This window comes from uncultured Citricoccus sp., assembly GCF_937871995.1.
Classification (GTDB): domain Bacteria; phylum Actinomycetota; class Actinomycetes; order Actinomycetales; family Micrococcaceae; genus Citricoccus.
The window spans coordinates 146,877-165,643 of the sequence record NZ_CALMQR010000055.1; the positions used below are offsets into that span (position 1 = coordinate 146,877).

General features: G+C 71.9%; 17 protein-coding genes and 1 pseudogene. 9 read left to right on the forward strand and 9 right to left on the reverse strand.

Annotation, left to right across the window (positions count from 1 at the left end):
• The first annotated feature begins 7 nt into the window (after nucleotides 1-7).
• The 3 genes from rapZ (at nucleotide 8) to whiA (ending at nucleotide 2,991) form a co-directional block, all read left to right on the forward strand.
• A complete protein-coding gene (rapZ, locus tag Q0283_RS06150; protein WP_010142547.1) occupies nucleotides 8-901 on the forward strand; it encodes an RNase adapter RapZ in 894 nt (297 codons plus the stop codon).
• Nucleotides 898-1,929 carry a uridine diphosphate-N-acetylglucosamine-binding protein YvcK gene (gene yvcK / locus Q0283_RS06155; RefSeq protein ID WP_298043725.1) on the forward strand — a complete coding sequence of 344 codons (1,032 nt, stop codon included), beginning with the start codon at nucleotides 898-900 and terminating at the stop codon, nucleotides 1,927-1,929. The genes rapZ and yvcK overlap by 4 nt, the downstream gene beginning before the upstream one ends.
• A 69-nt stretch (nucleotides 1,930-1,998) precedes the next feature.
• Entirely contained in the window at nucleotides 1,999-2,991 is a 993-nt protein-coding gene (whiA, locus tag Q0283_RS06160) for a DNA-binding protein WhiA (protein WP_183525772.1), read from the forward strand.
• Here the strand turns inward: whiA and Q0283_RS06165 are convergent.
• Together Q0283_RS06165 and Q0283_RS06170 are read right to left on the reverse strand one after the other, a co-directional pair.
• Nucleotides 2,988-3,863, reverse strand: a complete 876-nt coding sequence (locus Q0283_RS06165) for a cytochrome c oxidase assembly protein (protein ID WP_298043728.1) — start codon at nucleotides 3,861-3,863, stop codon at nucleotides 2,988-2,990. The two genes, whiA and Q0283_RS06165, sit on opposite strands and share 4 nt — an antisense overlap.
• A complete protein-coding gene (locus tag Q0283_RS06170) occupies nucleotides 3,830-4,339 on the reverse strand; it encodes a DUF2243 domain-containing protein (RefSeq protein WP_298043730.1) in 510 nt (169 codons plus the stop codon). The genes Q0283_RS06165 and Q0283_RS06170 overlap by 34 nt, the downstream gene beginning before the upstream one ends.
• Nucleotides 4,340-4,615: 276 nt before the next feature.
• On the opposite strand from Q0283_RS06170, the gene Q0283_RS06175 reads away from it, so the two are divergent.
• From Q0283_RS06175 to secG, 5 genes are all read left to right on the forward strand, one after another.
• Nucleotides 4,616-5,239, forward strand: a complete 624-nt coding sequence (locus Q0283_RS06175; RefSeq protein ID WP_183525778.1) for a superoxide dismutase — start codon at nucleotides 4,616-4,618, stop codon at nucleotides 5,237-5,239.
• Nucleotides 5,240-5,347: 108 nt separating this feature from the next.
• The gene (gene gap, locus Q0283_RS06180; RefSeq protein ID WP_183525780.1) at nucleotides 5,348-6,364 is read left to right on the forward strand and encodes a type I glyceraldehyde-3-phosphate dehydrogenase; all 1,017 of its coding nucleotides are present in this window, start codon (nucleotides 5,348-5,350) and stop codon (nucleotides 6,362-6,364) included.
• 52 nt (nucleotides 6,365-6,416) lie between these two features.
• On the forward strand, nucleotides 6,417-7,676 hold the full coding sequence (locus Q0283_RS06185; protein WP_298043735.1) for a phosphoglycerate kinase: 1,260 nt from the start codon (nucleotides 6,417-6,419) through the stop codon (nucleotides 7,674-7,676).
• The gene (tpiA, locus tag Q0283_RS06190; RefSeq protein ID WP_183525786.1) at nucleotides 7,673-8,488 is read left to right on the forward strand and encodes a triose-phosphate isomerase; all 816 of its coding nucleotides are present in this window, start codon (nucleotides 7,673-7,675) and stop codon (nucleotides 8,486-8,488) included. Before Q0283_RS06185 ends, tpiA begins: the two co-directional genes overlap by 4 nt.
• 28 nt (nucleotides 8,489-8,516) lie before the next feature.
• Nucleotides 8,517-8,768, forward strand: a complete 252-nt coding sequence (gene secG / locus Q0283_RS06195; protein ID WP_010142557.1) for a preprotein translocase subunit SecG — start codon at nucleotides 8,517-8,519, stop codon at nucleotides 8,766-8,768.
• 57 nt (nucleotides 8,769-8,825) lie between these two features.
• On the opposite strand, the gene pgl is transcribed toward secG, so the two are convergent.
• Genes pgl through tkt form a run of 6 tightly spaced genes read right to left on the reverse strand, consistent with a single transcriptional unit; the run spans nucleotide 8,826 to nucleotide 17,156 of the window.
• Nucleotides 8,826-9,617 carry a 6-phosphogluconolactonase gene (gene pgl / locus Q0283_RS06200; protein ID WP_298043740.1) on the reverse strand — a complete coding sequence of 264 codons (792 nt, stop codon included), beginning with the start codon at nucleotides 9,615-9,617 and terminating at the stop codon, nucleotides 8,826-8,828.
• 4 nt (nucleotides 9,618-9,621) lie between these two features.
• Nucleotides 9,622-10,563, reverse strand: a complete 942-nt coding sequence (locus Q0283_RS06205) for a glucose-6-phosphate dehydrogenase assembly protein OpcA (protein WP_298043743.1) — start codon at nucleotides 10,561-10,563, stop codon at nucleotides 9,622-9,624.
• A complete protein-coding gene (zwf, locus tag Q0283_RS06210) occupies nucleotides 10,563-12,155 on the reverse strand; it encodes a glucose-6-phosphate dehydrogenase (RefSeq protein ID WP_298043745.1) in 1,593 nt (530 codons plus the stop codon). The genes Q0283_RS06205 and zwf overlap by 1 nt, the downstream gene beginning before the upstream one ends.
• Nucleotides 12,148-13,779 (reverse strand): glucose-6-phosphate isomerase, encoded by a 1,632-nt coding sequence (locus Q0283_RS06215; RefSeq protein ID WP_298043748.1) that lies wholly within the window; start codon nucleotides 13,777-13,779, stop codon nucleotides 12,148-12,150. The genes zwf and Q0283_RS06215 overlap by 8 nt, the downstream gene beginning before the upstream one ends.
• Before the next feature lie 48 nt (nucleotides 13,780-13,827).
• The gene (gene tal, locus Q0283_RS06220; protein WP_298043750.1) at nucleotides 13,828-14,964 is read right to left on the reverse strand and encodes a transaldolase; all 1,137 of its coding nucleotides are present in this window, start codon (nucleotides 14,962-14,964) and stop codon (nucleotides 13,828-13,830) included.
• Nucleotides 14,965-15,020: 56 nt separating this feature from the next.
• Nucleotides 15,021-17,156 (reverse strand): transketolase, encoded by a 2,136-nt coding sequence (gene tkt, locus Q0283_RS06225; RefSeq protein ID WP_298043758.1) that lies wholly within the window; start codon nucleotides 17,154-17,156, stop codon nucleotides 15,021-15,023.
• Between the two features lie 342 nt (nucleotides 17,157-17,498).
• Between tkt and Q0283_RS06230 the strand changes: the two genes are divergently transcribed.
• Complete coding sequence (locus tag Q0283_RS06230; RefSeq protein ID WP_010142565.1) at nucleotides 17,499-18,488, forward strand: heme o synthase; 990 nt, start codon at nucleotides 17,499-17,501, stop codon at nucleotides 18,486-18,488.
• A 66-nt stretch (nucleotides 18,489-18,554) separates the two neighbouring features.
• On the opposite strand, the pseudogene Q0283_RS06235 reads toward Q0283_RS06230, so the two are convergent.
• A pseudogene (locus Q0283_RS06235) lies at nucleotides 18,555-18,767 on the reverse strand (GNAT family N-acetyltransferase); the annotation flags it as partial.

The window sequence follows — 18,767 nt, forward strand, 5'->3', positions numbered from 1 at the left end:
TGGACGCATGAGCGACGGCCTGATCCCGGTGAAACCGGCCACTTCCGAGGTACTCATCGTCACCGGCATGTCCGGGGCAGGACGCACCACCGCCGCACACGCCCTCGAGGACCACGGCTGGTACGTGGTGGAGAACATCCCCCCGCAGCTGTTCGGCACCCTGACGGACCTCGTGGGCCGCTCGCCCGAGGCCATCCCGCGGATGGCGCTCGTGGTCGACGTCCGGTCCAAGGACCTGTTCACGGACATCCAGGAGGCCCTCGAGCAATTGCGCGCCCAGGGCGTCGACTACCGCGTGCTGTTCCTGGACGCCGCGGACGACCTGCTCGTCCGCCGGTTCGAGTCCGCCCGCCGGCCCCACCCCCTCCAGGGCTCCGGCCGGATCCCGGACGGCATCGCCGCCGAGCGACTGCTGCTGAAGGACCTCAAGGAGCAGGCCGAGATCGTGGTGGACACCACCTCCATGAACGTCCATTCCCTGGCCACCACCATCACGGAGCTGTTCACCGAGTCCGGGCCGATCGTGCTGCGCCTGAACGTGATGAGCTTCGGCTTCAAGTACGGGCTGCCCCAGGACGCCAACTTCGTGGCCGACGTCCGGTTCCTGCCCAACCCGCACTGGGTGCCGGAACTGCGCCCCTTCACCGGCAAGGACGCGGCCGTCTCGGACTTCGTCCTGGGCCAGAACGGGGCGGCGGAGTTCGTGGACCGCTACGTCCAGGCGCTGCTGCCGGTCCTGGAGGGGTACCGCCGGGAGAACAAGCACTACGGCACCTTCGCCGTCGGCTGCACCGGCGGCAAGCACCGTTCCGTCGCCGTCGCCGAGGAGCTGGCCCGCCGGCTCCGCCAGCAGCCACGGGTCACCGTGAACGTGCAGCACCGGGACCTGGGGCGGGAATGAGCACGCACTTCACCGGCCAGTTGCCCCTGGTCCCGGTCTCCCAGTCGATCGCCGGGGGCACGTACGACCCCACCCTGCGCGTCACCGCGCTGGGTGGCGGGCACGGGCTCTCCGCGACGCTGCGGGCCCTGCGCCTGATCGCCGGGGAGATCACGGCCGTGGTCACGGTGGCGGACGACGGCGGGTCCTCCGGGCGCATCCGGCAGGAGATGGACGTGCTGCCCCCCGGTGACCTGAGGATGGCGCTCGCCGCGTTGTGCGACGACACCGACTGGGGCCGGACCTGGCGTGACGTCATGCAGCACCGCTTCCACTCCAAGGAGGGCGTGGACGGCACCCTGGACAACCACGCCCTGGGCAACCTGCTGATCGTGGCCCTGTGGGAGCTCCTCGGCGACCCGGTGAGCGGGCTCCGCTGGGCCGGGGCGCTGCTGGGCGCGCGCGGCCAGGTCCTGCCGATGTCCACCATCCCCCTGACGATCTCCGGTTCGGTCCTCGCCGAGGGCCGCAATGGCGAGCTCATCCGGCGCACCGTCTCCGGCCAGGCCTCGCTCGCCGCCGCCGGCCGGAACACCCGGGTCTCGCAGATCCAGCTCCAGCCGGACGACGCCCCGGCCTGCCGGGAGTCCCTGGAGGCCATCGAGCTCTCCGACTGGGTGGTCCTCGGCCCGGGGTCCTGGTACACCTCGGTCCTGCCGCACCTGCTGCTGCCGGAGCTGCGGGAGGCCCTCGAGGGGACCACCGCCCGCCGGGCCTTGGTGATGAACCTCGCCGTGGACACCGCCGAGACCTCCGGCATGAGCGCCGCCGACCACCTCGAGGCGGTGCACCATCACGCGCCGGACCTGCGGATCGACGTCGTGCTGGCCGATCCCGACGCGGTCCAGGACCGGGCCGGCTTCGAGAAGGCCGCCTCCCGTCTCGGTGCGGCCGTGCAGTTTAGTAAGGTAGGGGCCGGTTCCGGGACGCCGGTGCACGATCCGTTGCGCCTGGCCCTGGCCTTCCAGGAGGCCTTCGCGAGATCCTGACCCCCTGCGCGTACCCACCCGGCCGGTGCCGGGCCACCACGAGTTCAAGTGAAAGATGTGAGGCGACCCATGGCCCTGACTGCTGCGGTGAAAGAGGAGCTGACCCACCACGCGGTCAGGAGTTCCTCTGAGCGCAAGGCCGAGGTGTCGGCGATCCTGCGCTTCGCCGGCGGGCTGCACATCATCTCGGGGCGCATCGTCATCGAGGCCGAACTGGACAACGCGGCGGCGGCCCGGCGCCTGCGGACCGCGATCGCCGAGGTCTACGGGCACGGCAGCGAGATCATCGTGGTCTCCGGCGGCAACCTGCGCAAGGGCAACCGCTACGTGATCCGGGTGGTGCGCGACGGCGAGTCCCTGGCCCGGCAGACCGGCCTGCTGGACGTGCGGGGTCGCCCCGTGCGCGGTCTGCCGCCGGCCATCGTCAACGGCTCCGTCGCCGATTCCGAGGCCGTGTGGCGCGGGGCCTTCCTCGCCCACGGGTCGCTGACCGAACCGGGCCGGTCCTCCGCCCTGGAGGTCACCTGCCCCGGTCCCGAGGCGGCCCTGGCCCTGGTCGGTGCGGCCCGGCGCCTGGGCATCACCGCCAAGGCCCGGGAGGTGCGCGGCGTGGACCGCGTGGTCATCCGCGACGGGGACGCCATCTCGGCGCTGCTGACCCGGATGGGTGCCCATGACACCGTGCTGGTGTGGGAGGAACGCCGTACCCGCAAGGAGGTCCGGGCCACCGCGAACCGACTGGCCAACTTCGACGACGCCAACCTGCGCCGCTCGGCCCAGGCGGCCGTCGCCGCCGGCGCCCGGGTGGAGCGCGCACTGGAGATCCTCGGCGAGGAGGTCCCGGACCACCTGAAGTACGCCGGACAGCTCCGGGTCCAGCACAAGCAGGCCTCGCTGGACGAACTGGGCCGGCTGGCCGATCCGCCCATGACGAAGGACGCGATCGCCGGGCGCATCCGGCGCCTGCTGGCCATGGCGGACAAGCGCGCCGCGGAGGAGGGCCTGCCCAGCACCGACGCCGCCCTGCACGCCGAGGCGCCGTCCGCCGCGGACGGGGACTAGGCTCCGGCCCCGCTCCCGGAACGCACACGCTCCCGGGGCCGGGTGGCGGCGTACCAGCCGCTGAACAGGAGCACGATCAGGACCACGTCCACGGCGTCCCCGCCGTAGTACATCAGCTGGGCGCCGGCCTCGCCGTCCGTCCGGTCCACCCTGTCCGGCGGCTGCGCGTAGAGCCACTTGGCCAGGACCGAGTGGGCGGCGATGAAGGCGACCAGCACCGCCGAGCGCAGGACCATCGAGGCCCGGTGCGGATCCGGGTCCGGACCCACGAGCGCGGCGGTGAGCAGACAGCCGGCCAGCAGCACGTGGGCGTGCACCAGCGCGTGCACCAGGGGTGAGGCGTGCATCAGGGGGTACAGCGCCGTCGTGTACAGGACCCACAGCCCGCCGGCAGAGAGCACCGCCGCGACCACCGGGTGGGTGATGACCCGCACGAACCGTCGACGCAACAGGCGCGCCAGGGACCGTGCCGCGCGCACGGGCAGCGCCCGCAGGGCCAGGGTCACCGGGGCGGCCAGCACCAGCAGCAGGGGAGCGATCATGCCCAGCAGCAGGTGTGCGCTCATGTGGGCGGTGAAGCCCTCGCGGGCGGCCCGGGCGAGGGGCCCGAGCAGCGCCGCCCCCACGCACCCCAGCCCCGCGTACCAGCACAGGGCCCGCCGGACCGGCCACGGGGAGCGGCCCCGGGACGCCCACAGGCCCAGCGCATAGCCCAGCGCGGCCACCGTCAGCAGCAGCACGACGGCGACGTCGGCCAGGAACCAACCCAGGGCGTCGGCACCTCCGGAACCGCCGGGGGCGGGTCTCCCTCCGTGCCCGTGGTCCATGCGGGCCGCGATCATCCGGCGGCCGGTGCCGGCCGCGTCCACCACAGGATGGCGGACCCGAGGAGCAGGAGCAGCGCGGCCGAGCCGATCCAGGCCAGGTCATACGGCAGCAGGTCCACGTGGTAGCGGATCTGGTGGATCCCGAGCACCTTGTGGTTGATGACCCCGTCGAAGAGCTGGAAGGCCCCGACCCCGGCGATCACGGCCCCCATCCACCGGCGCCAGGGCACGTCGCCGCGCCGGCGCACGTCCGCGAGCAGGAACAGCCCCCAGACCGTGATGAACCACCCGAGGGCGTGGAAGACCCCGTCGGCGGCCAGGGCCACCTCCGGGGTGGAGAGGTCGTAGAAGTGATGCCACTGCAGGCCCAGGTGGAAGACGAACAGGTCGATCATCGACGCCGCGATGCCACAACCGAAGAGGAACCCCGAGGCGACCGCGCGCCGGCCCCCGCGGGCCCCGGACCGCTGCTCCACACCGGGGCCGGCCTCACCACCGGCACCGGTCGTTGCGCTCGACATCGGTCCACCCCCTGGATCGGCATGCTGAGGACCCCTCATTGTCATCATCCCCGCGGCGTCCCTGGCAACGACGCGGGCGCGGCGGGATGCCCCGGGGTTGCCCTCGGCGTGCCGGTGACCGGGCGGGACACCGGCCGGACATTGTGGCTGACAGCGGAATCATTGACCAGACGGGCCCCGCCCATGCATAGGATGAGACAGATGGCTCCTTCTCGGGGCCACGAACCGCGGGGCCTGTCGCACAGGTCCCGGCCACACGTCCACCAAGGAGGAATAATGGCTGAATTCACCCTGCCGGAGCTGGATTACGACTACGCCGCTCTCGAGCCGCACATCTCGGCGAAGATCATGGAGCTGCACCACTCCAAGCACCACGCCACCTACGTCAAGGGCGCCAACACCGCCCTGGAGAAGCTCGCCGCGGCCCGCGAGGCCGGTGACTTCGGCTCCGTGAACCAGTTCTCCAAGGACCTGGCCTTCAACCTCGGTGGCCACACCAACCACTCCATCTTCTGGAAGAACCTCTCCCCGAACGGTGGCGACAGGCCCGAGGGCGAGCTCGCCGCCGCGATCGACGAGTTCTTCGGCTCGTTCGACAAGTTCCAGGCCCACTTCACCGCCGCCGCGCTGGGCATCCAGGGCTCCGGCTGGGCCGTGCTGGCCTACGAGCCGATCGGCGGCAACCTGGTCATCGAGCAGTTCTACGACCAGCAGAACGGCGTGCCGGTCGCCACCATCCCGCTGTTCCAGCTGGACATGTGGGAGCACGCCTTCTACCTGGACTACCAGAACGTCAAGGCCGACTACGTCAAGGCCGTCTGGAACATCGTCAACTGGGCGGACGTCGCCGCCCGCTTCGAGGCCGCCCGCACCGGCGCCCCGAAGCTGATCACCCCCTGATCCGATGAAGTGCCCGGGGCCGGCCGGCCTGTCACAGCCCGGCCGGCCCCGCCCATGCCGTCTCCCCGCAGTCCCTCGTCGTCCACCCTCCCAGCACGACTGAAAGGCATGACCGTGACCAAGATCGCCATCAATGGATTCGGCCGCATCGGCCGGAGCATCCTCCGTGTCCTCGAGCAGGACGGCCATGACCTGGAGCTCGTGGCCGTCAACGACCTCACCGGTGCCGAGGACCTGCTGTACCTGACGAAGTACGACTCCGTCATGGGCCGGTACGGTCACGACATCGACCTCGTGGACGGCAACCTCGTGGCGAACGGCCGGACCATCCGGGTCTTCTCCGAGAAGGACCCGGCCGACCTGCCCTGGGGCGAGCTCGGCGTGGACATCGTCATCGAGTGCACCGGGCACTTCACGAAGGGTGAGCAGGCCCGCAAGCACCTCGAGGCCGGGGCGAGGAAGGTCGTCCTGTCGGCCCCCGGCAAGGGCATCGACGGCACGTTCGTGATGGGCATCAACGACGGGGACTACGACCCCGGGACCATGGACATCGTCTCCAGCGCCTCCTGCACCACCAACTGCCTGGCCCCGATGGTCCAGGTGCTGCACGAGTCCTTCGGGATCATCGACGGCATCATGACCACGGTCCACGCCTACACCGGCGACCAGAACCTGCACGACGCCCCCCACGCCAAGGACCGACGGCGCGCCCGGGCCGCCGCCCAGAACATCGTCCCCACGTCCACCGGCGCGGCCAAGGCCATCGGCGAGGTGATCCCCGAGCTGAAGGGCAAGCTGGACGGCTTCGCCCTGCGCGTGCCGGTCATCACCGGATCGGCCACGGACCTGACCGTCGAGCTGGAACGGGAGGCCTCCGTGGACGAGGTCAACGCCGCCTTCCGGGCCGCCGCCGAGTCCGGTCCGCTCTCAGGCGGACGCCTGGTCTACTCCGAGGACCCGATCACCTCGACCGACATCATCGGCGCCCCGGCGGCCTGCACCTTCGACGCGCCGCTGACCAAGTCGATCGGCAAGACGGTGAAGATCCTCGGCTGGTATGACAATGAGTGGGGTTACACCTCCCAGCTCGTGGACCTGACCTCCCTGGTCGCGTCCAGGCTCTGACCACGCCATCGCACCGCATCGAGCCGCAATTCCTTCAGAGAGGCACTTTCGCATGACCGCCAAGACCCTTGACGACCTGCTGCAGGAGGGCGTCGCCGGACGTCACGTCCTGGTCCGCTCGGACCTGAACGTCCCGCTGGACGACGGGACGGTGACCGACGACGGCCGCATCCGCGCCTCGCTGCCGGTCATCACCGCGCTGGCCGACGCCGGCGCCCGGGTGATCGTCATGGCCCACCTGGGCCGTCCCCAGGGCCAGGCGGACCCGAAGTACTCCCTGCGGCCGGCCGCCGACCGGATGGCGGAGCTGTCCGGTCGCGACGTGCGCCTGGCCGACGACGTCACCGGGGACTCGGCCCGTGAGCAGGCGGCCGCGATGTCCGACGGGGACATCCTGCTGCTCGAGAACGTCCGCTTCGACCCGCGGGAGACCTCCAAGGCCGACGCCGACCGCGAGACACTGGCGGCCGAGATGGCGGCCCTCACGGGGGAGCACGGCGCCTACGTGGACGATGCCTTCGGCGCCGTGCACCGCCGGCACGCCTCGGTCTACGACATCGCCGGGCGGCTGCCGTCCTACCAGGGCGCCCTGGTGGCCCGGGAACTGGACGTGCTGTCCCGCCTCACGGGAGACCCCGACCGCCCGTACGTGGTGGTGCTCGGGGGGTCCAAGGTCTCGGACAAGCTCGCCGTGATCGACAACCTCATGGAGCGTGCCGACACCCTGCTGATCGGCGGCGGCATGCTCTTCACCTTCCTCAAGGCGCAGGGCCACGAGGTGGGCGCCTCGCTGCTCGAGGAGGACCAGGTCCCGGTCGTCACCGAGTACCTCCGGCGCGCCCAGGACGGCGGCTGCCGGATCGTGCTCCCCACGGACATCGTGATGGCCTCCGGCTTCGCCGCGGACGCCGACCACGAGGTGCTGCCGGTGAACCGCCTCACCGCGGGCGCACACGGGGAGAAGGCCATCGGCCTGGACATCGGACCCGAGACCCGGGCCGCGTTCGGTGAGGAGATCCGCGGCGCGCACACCGTGTTCTGGAACGGGCCCATGGGCGTGTTCGAGTTCGAGGCCTTCGCCCACGGCACCCGCACGGTGGCCGAGGCACTCACGGAGTCCCAGGGGCTCACGGTCGTCGGCGGCGGGGACTCCGCGGCCGCGGTGCGGACCCTGGGCTTCGAGGACTCCCAGTTCGGCCACATCTCCACCGGGGGCGGCGCCTCCCTCGAGTACCTCGAGGGCAAGACCCTGCCGGGCGTGTCTGCCCTGGAGACCGCCCCGGCGGCCGGCCAGGCAGGTGCCGGGGCATGACCTCCCAGACCAACGGCGTCTATGACCGCACCCCGCTGATCGCGGGGAACTGGAAGATGAACCTGGACCACCTCCAGGCCGTCACCCTCGTCCAGAAGCTGTCCTGGACCCTGGCCGACGCCGACCACGACTTCGAGCGGGTCGAGGTGGCGGTCTTCCCGCCGTTCACCGACCTGCGCAGCGTGCAGACCCTGGTCGCCGGGGACCGGTTGCCGCTGGCCTACGGGGCCCAGGACCTCTCCGCCGAGGACTCCGGTGCGTTCACCGGGGAGATCTCGGGTCAGTTCCTGGACCGTCTCGGCTGCCGTTACGTGCTCGTGGGGCACTCCGAGCGGCGCACCCTGCACGGCGAGGACGACGCGCTGCTGAACCGGAAGCTGCAGGCGGCCCTGCGCCACGGGCTGACCCCGGTGTTCTGCGTCGGCGAGGGCCTGGAGGTCCGCCGGGCCGGCGGGCACGTGGAGCACACCCTGGCCCAGGTGCGGAACGGCCTGTCCGGACTGTCCGCCGAGGCCGTCTCCGGGCTCGTGGTCGCCTACGAGCCGGTGTGGGCCATCGGCACCGGTGAGGTGGCCGGGCCGGCGGACGCCCAGGAGATGTGCGCCGCCCTGCGCGCCGAGCTGGCCGGCCTCTACGACGACGCCACCGCCCGGGGCGTCCGCCTGCTCTACGGCGGCTCGGTGAAGTCCGGGAACGTGGCGGCGATCCTGCGGGAGCGCGACGTGGACGGCGTCCTGGTGGGCGGCGCCAGCCTGGACGAGTCCGAGTTTGCTAGCATTGTCAGGTTCGAGCACCACCTGCTGACCGACTGACCGGCGCACCCCCAATGGAAAGAGTGACGTGGACGTCCTGACCCTCATCCTGCAGATCACCCTGGCGCTCATCAGCGTCCTGCTGGTGCTGCTGATCCTGCTGCACAAGGGCCGTGGCGGTGGCATGTCGGACATGTTCGGCGGGGGCGTGACCTCATCCCTGGGCGCCTCCGGCGTCGCCGAGAAGAACCTGAACCGCCTCACGGTGACGCTCGGCATCACCTGGGGTGCGATCGTCGTGGCCCTGGGCCTGATCATGCGGTTCTCCCAGGACTTCTGAGCCCTTCGGGCACCCGGGACCGCCGGCGAGAGCCGCCGGCGCTGCCCCGCCCGTGCCTCAGCGGGCGGCCGCACCGTCCAGCCACCAGGTGGTGGACATCGCACCCGAGACCACCGATGCCGGCCAGCGGGCCGCGTCGGTGGTCTTGGCGTTCCTGGCCCCACGCACGGCCGTGACGGCCTCCTGCTTGTCCAGACCCGCGACCACGAACCACAGCCGCCGGGCGGTGTTCAGGGCCTCGAGGGTCAGCGAGACGCGCAGCGGCGGCGGCTTGGGGGAGTCCTCCACCCCGATCACCGTCGCGTCCCGGGCCTGCGGGCCCGGCAGGCCGGGGAACAGGCTGGCCACGTGGGCGTCGGGGCCCACACCCAGCATCACCACGTCGAACACGGGCAGCCGCGGGTCCGGACCGGGGTCGGCCTGGGCGTGCCGGGCCAGCTCGGCGGCGTAGCGTGCGGCGGCGGCGTCCGGGCCGGAGCCGTCGGCGGCCGGCACGGGGTGCACGTTGCCGGCCGGCATCCCGTGGCCGTCCACGAGCGTGTCCACCAGCGCCGCCGCGGCCTGGACCTCATTGCGGTCAGGGTCGCCGGCGGCCAGGTGGCGTTCGTCGCCCCACCACAGGTGCACGCGCGACCAGTCCAGCGCCGGTTCCTCCCCGAGCAGGCGGGCCAGGGCGGCGAGGATGCCGGTACCGGTCCCGCCTCCCGTGAGGACCGCCGAGGCGCTGCCCCGGCCGCTGACGGCCTCGGCGAGGACACGGAGCAGTTCCCGGGCGGCGGCCCGGCACAGGGCGTCCCGGTCCCCGTAGACGCGGACGCAGTCCCCGCTGGGATCGGTGGTGATGGTCACGTGGTCATCGTTCACTGGGAAGTACCGCCTTCAGGTCGGTCAGGGGCAGCCCGTGGACCACCACGTCGCCGAACACCTCGTCGGGGTCCAGCCGCCGCAGCTCCTCGGCGAGGCACTCCTGGTCGCTGCGCTTGGGCAGGGAGATGCGCTGGACCGGCCGGCCCTGTTGGTAGAGGGAGGCGACGTCGCCCACGGGGCGGGAGAGCACGATGTCACCGTCGTCCCTGCGGAGCCGGACGGAGCGCATGCCGTGGCCGGCCTTGGAGTGGGCCATCGTCACGGGGACGTTCAGGCGGCGCGTGAGCCAGGCCGCCAGCAGCATGGTGGAGGGGGAGTCCTCGGCCCCGTCCACGGTGACGGAGCGGATCTCCGCCGGATCCAGCCCGTCGAGGATGGCCGCCAGCTGGATGCGCCAGCCCGTCAGCCGGGTCCAGGCGAGGTCGGTGTCCCCGGCCCGGTAGGTCGTCCGCAGGTGCATCAACGCCTCCCGGGCGGAAGCCGCCGTGGCCGTGTCCGTGATCCGGCGGTGCGCGATGCGGCCCAGCGGGGACTCGGCCGGGACCTCCGGTGGCCGGTGCGGCCACCAGACGACGATCGGGGCGTCCGGCAGCAGCAGGGCGCCGATGAGCGACTCCGACTCCACCGCGTTGGATCCGGAACCGCGCAGCACCACGACGTCCGAGGCGCCCGCGTCCCCGCCGACCCGGATCTGGGCGTCCAGGGCGGTCTCCGCCTCGGGGTCGCCGACGGCGATCACGATGATCCGGCAGGGGTGCTCCCGGCTGGCCAGGTTGGCCGCCCGGATCGAGGACTCCACGTGATCGTCGGAGGTGGCGATGATGAGGGTGAGGACGCGTCCCAGGGTGACCACGCCGCCGGCCTGGCGCAGCCGGTTCATCTCCTTGGCCACCCGGGAGGTGGTGGTGTCCTTGACGTCGATGATCATCAGGGCCTCCTCCAGACACGGCCGTCGCGGGCCATCAGCTCATCGGCCGTGACGGGACCCCAGCTGCCCGGGGCGTAGGGCTCGGGCTGTCCGGGCAGCGAGGCCCAGTACTGCTCGAACGGGTCCAGGATGGCCCAGGAGAGCTCCACCTCGGCCTGGCGCGGGAACAGCGGCGGCTCGCCGAGCAGCACGTCCAGGATGAGCCGCTCGTAGGCCTCCGGGCTGTCCTCGGTGAACGCGTGACCGTAGCCGAAGTCCATGGTCACGTCCCGGACCTCCTGCTGGGTGCCGGGCACCTTCGAGGCGAAGCGGATGGTCACGCCCTCGTCCGGCTGGACCCGCACCACGATGGTGTTCTGGCCGAACTCGTCCTCCCGGTGGCCCGGGAAGAGCAGGTTGGGGGCGCGCTTGAACACGACCGCGATCTCCGTGACGCGTCGGCCCAGGCGCTTGCCGGCGCGCAGGTAGAACGGCACCCCGTCCCAGCGCCGGGTCCGGATGCCCAGCCGCAGCGCCGCGTAGGTCTCCGTGGTGGACGCCGGGTTGAAGCCCTCCTCGTCGAGGAAGCCGGTGACCTTCTCCCCGCCCTGCCAGCCGCCGGTGTACTGGCCCCGGGCCGAGGCGGCCCCGAGGTCCGCGGGGACCTCGACGGCGGCCAGCACCTTCTCCTTCTCGGCGCGCAGGTGGTCCGCGTCGAAGGAGATCGGCTCCTCCATCGCGGTCAGGGCGAGCAACTGCAGCAGGTGGTTCTGGATGACGTCCCGCGCCGCTCCGACGCCGTCGTAGTACCCGGCCCGTCCCCCGATGCCGATGTCCTCGGCCATGGTGATCTGGACGTGGTCGACGTGATTGGCATTCCACAGCGGCTCGAACAGCCGGTTCGCGAAGCGCAGCGCGAGGATGTTCTGGACGGTCTCCTTGCCCAGGTAGTGGTCGATCCGGAACACCGCGTCCGGCACGAACACCTGCTCGATGACGTCGTTGAGCTCCCGCGCGCTGGCCAGGTCGTGGCCGAAGGGCTTCTCGATCACCACGCGGCGCCACGGCCGGCCCGTGGACCCGGTGCGCGCCGGGGAGGGCCGGGTGCCGGAGTCGTGGTGCCGTCCGGCCAGGCCGTGGTCGGCGAGCTGCTGGCAGACCTCCTCGAACCAGTCCGGGGGGATGGACAGGTAGAACGCGGTGTTCCCTCCGGTCCCCCGGGAGGACTCCAGGACGGCCAGGGTGTCGCTGAGCCGCTCGTAGGCCGCGGAGTCGTCGAAGGCGCCCGAGATGAACCGGAAGCCGCCGCGCAGCTGGTCCCAGACGGCGTCGTTCCACTCGGTCCGGGCCGAGGCCTGCACGGAGGCGCGCACGTAGTCGGTGAAGGCCGCGTCGTCCCAGTCGCGCCGCCCGTACCCGACCAGGGAGAACCCCGGGGGCAGCAGTCCGCGGTTGGCCAGGTCGTAGATGGCCGGCAGCAGCTTCTTGCGGGCCAGGTCGCCGGTGACGCCGAACAGCACCAGCGCGGAGGGTCCGGCGATCCGGGTCAGTCGCCGGTCACGGGGGTCCCGGAGCGGGTTCCTCGTCCCGCGGTCCTGGGCCGTCTCAGGCACCGCGGAAACCGTTGAGCAGCTGGGCGATGCCCTGACCGCGGTCGGTCAGGTGCACCCGGACCACCGTCAGGCCGTGCTCGCGCAGCACGGTGGCGTCACCGTCCGCCTGCGCGGTGATCAGCTGGCCGAAGGTGAAGGGCCGGCCGGGGATGGCCAGGTCGACGTCGGAGTCCGCCGTGATCTGCAGGAACACGCCCCCGGCCGGTCCGCCCTTGTGGTACTGGCCGGTGGAGTGCAGGAAGCGCGGGCCCCAGCCGAAGGTGACCGGCCGGCCGGACTCCCGGGCCAGGACGGCGCGCAGGGTCTCCAGCTCGGGGTAGCCCAGGCGGTCCAGGTAGGCCTGCACGGCCAGGTAGCCCCCCTCGGGCACCAGGCGGGCGACGGCGCCGAGCACCGAGGCCACGTCCGGGGCTCCCACGACGTCGGCCGGGCCGGTGAGCTCGACGGCACCGATCACGGCGTCGGGCGTGCCCGGCGCGGGCGTGGCGTCCAGCAGGCCGCGGGCGGCGGTCTTGGCGGCCTCGACGTCGGGCTGGTCGAAGGGGTTGATGCCCAGGATCCGGCCGGCGGCCGCCGTCGCGAACATCCACAGGAGCAACTGGGAGCCCAGGGAGCCGAACACCTCCACGGCGTCCTCGGAGCGGGTGGCCGGGTCGGTGCCGACCCGTTCCTCGCGATCGTCCGGGTCGGCGACGAGCCGGACCTGGAGCAGGTCACCGGCGTCCCCGGTGGTCTCGGGATCCCCGGCGTCCACGACGACCGGGAGCAGGCCCGTACCGTCCTTGCCGGTGGACTCGGCGATGAGCTGCTCGGCCCAGTCCGCGAAGCCGACCAGGCCGGACCCCTCGTCCGAGAACACCAGCTTGTCCCGCAGGGGATCCGTGCCGGCCATCGCCGCACCGAGCTGCAGGCCCGGGTTGTCCGGCTCGTCCGTGACGAGCACCTCGAGGGTCTCCTCGGCCTCGTCCAGCAACCGCGCGATGTCCACCCCGGCCAGGCCGGTCGGCACCAGCCCGAAGGCCGTCAGGGCGGAGTAGCGTCCGCCGACGGTCGGGTCCGCCGTGAAGACCCGGCGGTACCCGGCCTCCCGGGCGGACTGCTCGAGCGGGGACCCCGGGTCCGTGACGACGACCACGTGGGCCCTCGGGTCCACGCCGGCGTCGGCGAAGGCCTGCTCGAAGACCCGGCGCTGGGAGTCGGTCTCCACCGTGGACCCCGACTTGGAGGAGACCACCAGGACCGTGTCCTTCACGCCGGCGGCCAGCACGTTGCCCACCATCTCCGGATCGGTGGAGTCCAGGGTCGTCAGCGGCGCGCCCACGGTGGCCGCGATGACCTCCGGGGCCAGGGAGGACCCGCCCATCCCGGCCAGGACCACGCGGGTGATGCCCTCCGCGGCGAGTTCCTCGCGGAGCTGCTCGACCTGGGGCACCAGCGCGCGGGAGTCCTCGAACAGCGTCATCCAGCCCAGTCGCCTCGAGGCCTCGTCCTCGGCGGCCGGACCCCACAGGGTGGCGTCGCGCTCGGACAGGCGGCTGGCGAAGCGGTCCTGCACCAGGGCGGGCACGTGGCGGTCGATGGCCTCGAGTGCGGCGCCGGTGGCCTGCAGTCCGAGCGAGCTCATGGGGGATTCTCCTTGGTGTCGTTGCCTGGTGGGAGGGGCGGTGCCCGGCTAGCGCGCCGCGGCGTCCTGGGCCGAGGCCTCGCGGAGCGCCGTGCCCACGGTCTCGAGCAGTTCGTTCCAGCTGGTGACGAACTTCTCCAGGCCCTCCTCCTCCAGCACGGACACCACGTCGTTGTAGTCCACGCCGGCGTGGCCGATGGCGTCCAGCACGCGGTCCGAGTCCTCGCCGGAACCGGTCACCGTGTCGCCGGTGACCTCACCGTGGTCGGCGAGGGCCGCCAGGGTCTTCTCCGGCATGGTGTTCACGGTTCCGGGTGCCACCAGCCCGGTGACGTACAGGGTGTCCGGCAGCGCCGGGTCCTTGGTGCCGGTGGAGGCCCACAGGGGTCGCTGCGGCCGGGCGCCCGCCGCCTCCAGGACGCGCCAGCGCTCGGTGTCCAGGGTCTCCGTGAAGATCCGGTGGGCCAGCCGCGCGTTGGCCAGGCCGGCCTGGCCGGTGAGTTCCTCCACGCCCTCGGTGCCGGACTCGCGCAACCGCCGGTCGACCTCGGTGTCCACGCGGGAGACGAAGAAGCTGGCCACCGAGTGCAGGGTGGACAGGTCCCTGCCCGCCGCGTGGGCCTGCTCCAGCCCGAGCAGCCAGGCGTTGAGGACCTCCCGGTAGCGGGTGAGCGAGAAGATCAGGGTCACGTTGACGCTGATGCCCTCGGCGAGGGTGGCCGTGATCGCCGGCAGTCCCTCCTCGGTGGCGGGGATCTTCACCAGGACGTTGGGCCGGGCCACGGCGGCGGCCAACTCCTTGGCCTCGGCGACCGTGCTCTCCGCGTTCCGGGCGGACCGGGGGTCCACCTCGATGGAGACCCGCCCGTCCACCCCGTCGGTGACCGCGTGGACCGGGGCGAGGATGTCACAGGCCTGCTGGACGTCCCGCGTGGTCAGCTCGAAGACCGCGCGGTCCACGTCCGCCCCCTCGGCCGCCAGCTGGGCCAGCTGCTCGGCGTACGGTCCGCCGTTCTTCAGCGCGCTGGCGAAGATCGACGGGTTGGTGGTCACCCCGGTGACGTTCCGGGTGTCGATCAGCTCCTGCAGGTTGCCGGTGACGATCCGCTCCCGGGAGAGGTCGTCGAGCCAGATGGAGACGCCGGCATCGGCCAGTGCTCGCGTGTTCGGGTTCTGTTCGGTCATCGCGTGGGCTCCCGTGTCCTTCGGGTCGGTGTGCTCGGGTCGGTGTGCTGAGGGGGTCAGTCGGCCAGCAGGGTGCGTGCCGCGGCCGCCACGGCCCCGGCCGTGATCTCGAACTCGCGGTACAGCGTCTGGTAGTCGGCCGAGGCGCCGAAGTGCTCCAGGGAGACCTGGGCACCGCGGGCACCGGTGTACTTCGCCCAGCCCTGGGCGATTCCGGCCTCGACGGAGACGCGGACGGCCCCGTTGTCCGGCAGGACCTGGGCGCGGTAGGACTCGTCCTGGGCGTCGAACCACTCCAGGCAGGGTGCGGAGACCACGCGCGTGGGGATGCCCTCGGACTGCAGTGCCTGGCGGGCCTCCACGGCCAGCTGCACCTCGGAACCGGTGCCGAGGAGGATCACCTGGGGCTCCACGTCCTGGCCCGAGGCGTCGGTGGCCTCCAGCAGGACGTAGGCGCCCCGCGCGGTGCCCTCGGCGCCCGCGAAGCCCTGCTCACCGCGGGGGAACACGGGCAGGTTCTGGCGGGACAGCACGATCCCGGCCGGCCCGTCGGTGCGTTCCAGGATGGTCCGCCAGGCCCAGGACACCTCATTGGCATCGCCGGGCCGCACGACGGACAGGCCCGGGATGGCCCGAAGGCTGGCCAGCTGCTCCACGGGCTGGTGCGTGGGACCGTCCTCGCCGAGCCCGATCGAGTCGTGGGTCCACACGTAGATCGCGGGGGTGCCCATCAGGGCCCCGATGCGGATGGCGGGCCGCTGGTAGTCGGAGAAGATCAGGAACGTCCCCGAGTAGGCCCGCAGCAGCGAGCCCAGGGAGATGCCGTTGACGATCGCCCCGGCGGCGTGCTCCCGCACCCCGAAGTGCAGGGTCCGTCCGTAGGGCCCGCCCGACCACGTGCTGGTCTGGCGGGACGTGGGGATGAACGACTCGGCCCCGTCCATCGTGGTGTTGTTGGAACCGGCCAGGTCCGCCGACCCGCCCCAGAGCTCGGGCATGACCGGGCCCAGGGCGGAGAGCACCGTGCCGGAGGCCGCCCGGGTGGCCAGGCCCTTGGCCTGCCCGGAGAAGGTCGGGTCGAAGTCCGCCGTGAAGGTCGGGAAGGCCTCGACGAAGCCTGCGGGCAGCTCGCCGGCGGAGAGCCGGTCATACAGTGCGGCGCGTTCCGGGTGGGCCTCGCGCCAGGCGCGGTAGGACGCCTCCCAGTCGCTCCGGAAGGCCGCGGAGCGGTCCCGGACGCCGCGCGCATGGGCCAGGACGTCGTCCTCGACCGCGAAGGACTGCTCCGGATCGAAACCGAGCACCTCCTTGAGCGCCTTCAGCTCCTCGCCACCGAGCTTGGAACCGTGGACGGCACCGGTGTCCTGCTTGCCGGGCGAGGGCCAGCCGATGACCGTGCGCAGGTTGATCAGCGAGGGGCGGCCGGTCTCGGCCTTGGCCGCGGCGATCGCCTCGTACAGCGCCCGGGTGTCCTCCACGTAGTCACCCGTGGCCAGCCAGTCCACGGTCTGGACGTGCCAGCCATAGGCCTCGTACCGCGCGGAGACGTCCTCGCTGAACGCGACGTCGGTGTCGTCCTCGATGGAGATCTTGTTGTCGTCGTAGATCACCACGAGGTTGCCGAGCTCCTGGTGGCCGGCCAGCGAGGAGGCCTCCGAGGTGACGCCCTCCTGCATGTCACCGTCCGAGGCGATGACGAAGACGTGGTGGTCGAAGGGGCTCGTCCCGGCCGGGGCGTCCGGGTCGAGCAGCCCGCGCAGCCGGCGCTGGGCGTAGGCGAAGCCCACCGAGGAGGCCAGGCCCTGGCCCAGTGGGCCGGTGGTGATCTCCACGCCGTCGGTGTGGCCGTACTCGGGGTGCCCGGGCGTCCTGGACCCCCAGGTGCGCAGGGACTGCAGGTCCTCCAGCTCGAGCCCGGCGCCGGCGGCGAACAGCTGCAGGTACAGGGTGAGCGAGGTGTGCCCGGCCGAGAGGATGAACCGGTCACGGCCGGCCCAGGTGGCGTCCGCCGGGTCATGGTGCATGACGTTCTGGAACAGCTGCCAGGCCACCGGGGCGAGGGAGATCGCGGTGCCGGGGTGTCCGTTGCCGACCTTCTCCACGGCGTCGGCGGCCAGGACGCGGAGCGTGTCCACGGCCTTCCGGTCCAGGTCCGAGTAGGTGTACTCACGGGCGGGTGCCTGACGCTGCAGGGGGGACGTCCCCCGGGTCGCGGTTCCGGTGGGCTGTGCCGGGACTGAAGTCACGAAAGCTGCTCCTGACGGGATGATTCTGCGGCCGGTACCGACCTCGGGCCAGCTTATCCCGAATGAGCCCCTGGGAAACCGGTGGCGACGGGGTCGCGCCGCGGAGAACCGCCCCCGCCCGTGTCAGGTGGGTCACTGCGACCCACGGGAACGTCACCCGGGTCTGACGGCGTCGGCGCGACGGGTACACTGGAGGGGGTGTTCCCCGGGTCGGCCGTCCGATGTCAGGGCGGGCAATGGACCTCTTGCGTGAACACCGTCCCCGTCCTCCTGCACCGTGAGAAGTAGATGCCCAGCACCCTTGATGCCCAGTCCGCCGGGACGCAGACGTCGTCCGGCGTCCGTTCCGAGACCCGGAAGCTGGGGTTCGGCCGGAAGGCCGCCGCCTACGTGGCGCTGACCAAGCCGCGCGTCATGGAGCTGCTGCTGGTCACCACGCTGCCGACCATGATCTTCGCCCAGCGCGGTTTCCCGGATGTGCTGACCATGGTCGCCACGATGGTCGGCGGGGCGCTGGCCGCCGGTTCCTCCGCCGCGTTCAACTGCTACATCGACCGTGACATCGACAAGATCATGAAGCGGACCGAGAACCGTCCCCTCGTCACGGGCGAGCTCACCCCGCGCGAGGCGCTCGTCTTCTCCTGGGTGATCGGCGTGGTGTCGATCCTCATCCTGGCCCTGGGGACCAACCTGCTGGCCGCCGCCCTCGGGGTCGCCGCGATCTTCTTCTACGTGGTCGTCTACAGCCTCGTCCTCAAGCGGCGCACCGAGCAGAACATCGTCTGGGGCGGGATCGCGGGGTGCTTCCCGGTGCTCATCGCCTGGGCCGCGGTGCGCGGGACCATCGAGTGGCCCGCCATCGTGCTGTTCCTGATCATCTTCCTGTGGACCCCGCCGCACTACTGGCCGCTGTCCCTGAAGTACAAGAAGGACTACCAGGACGCGGAGGTCCCCATGCTCGGTGCCGTGGCCTCGGCCCGCGTGGTGTCCAGCCAGGTCGTGCTCTACGCCTGGGCCACGGTCGCCTGCTCCCTGCTGCTGGTCCCGCTGGGCTGGGCCGGCATCGTCTACACGGCGGTCGCCCTGGTCACCGGCGGCTGGTTCATCTACGAGTGCCACGTGCTCTACGGGCAGTCGCAGAAGCCGGACTACAACGACAAGAAGGCCATGAAGGTCTTCCACCTGTCCATCACGTACCTCACGCTGGTCTTCGTGGCCCTCGCGGTGGACCCCTTCGTGGGCGAACCGCTCATGACCGTTCCGGGCGCCCCGGCCTGACCCGCGGGCTGCCCCGCTCGGGAGTGGACGGCGGCCACCGGCGGTGGCGACGGCCGTCCTGGACGTTCAGAGGGGTCGCTCCAGGATGAAGTCCTGTTCGGTGCGGCGTCCCATCCGGAAGGTGCGGACGCCGGAGCGTGAGTACCCGCTCCTGGCGTAGAACCGCTGGGCCCGGGCGTTCTCCTGGTTGACGCCGAGCCAGATCCCGGCGGCGCCGCTCCGGCGGGCCGCCTGCAGGGCGTCGGCACAGTTGGCGCCACCGTCAACCGCGGCGAGATT

Bases quoted from the DNA above. Each gene is read 5' to 3' on its own strand.
- rapZ (WP_010142547.1), top strand. From the start codon at position 8: ATGAGCGACGGCCTGATCCCGGTGAAACCGGCCACTTCCGAGGTACTC.
- yvcK (WP_298043725.1), top strand. From the start codon at position 898: ATGAGCACGCACTTCACCGGCCAGTTGCCCCTGGTCCCGGTCTCCCAG.
- whiA (WP_183525772.1), top strand. From the start codon at position 1,999: ATGGCCCTGACTGCTGCGGTGAAAGAGGAGCTGACCCACCACGCGGTC.
- Q0283_RS06170 (WP_298043730.1), bottom strand. From the start codon at position 4,339: ATGTCGAGCGCAACGACCGGTGCCGGTGGTGAGGCCGGCCCCGGTGTG.
- Q0283_RS06175 (WP_183525778.1), top strand. From the start codon at position 4,616: ATGGCTGAATTCACCCTGCCGGAGCTGGATTACGACTACGCCGCTCTC.
- gap (WP_183525780.1), top strand. From the start codon at position 5,348: ATGACCGTGACCAAGATCGCCATCAATGGATTCGGCCGCATCGGCCGG.
- Q0283_RS06185 (WP_298043735.1), top strand. From the start codon at position 6,417: ATGACCGCCAAGACCCTTGACGACCTGCTGCAGGAGGGCGTCGCCGGA.
- tpiA (WP_183525786.1), top strand. From the start codon at position 7,673: ATGACCTCCCAGACCAACGGCGTCTATGACCGCACCCCGCTGATCGCG.
- Q0283_RS06205 (WP_298043743.1), bottom strand. From the start codon at position 10,563: ATGATCATCGACGTCAAGGACACCACCACCTCCCGGGTGGCCAAGGAG.
- Q0283_RS06215 (WP_298043748.1), bottom strand. From the start codon at position 13,779: ATGAGCTCGCTCGGACTGCAGGCCACCGGCGCCGCACTCGAGGCCATC.
- tal (WP_298043750.1), bottom strand. From the start codon at position 14,964: ATGACCGAACAGAACCCGAACACGCGAGCACTGGCCGATGCCGGCGTC.
- Q0283_RS06230 (WP_010142565.1), top strand. From the start codon at position 17,499: ATGCCCAGCACCCTTGATGCCCAGTCCGCCGGGACGCAGACGTCGTCC.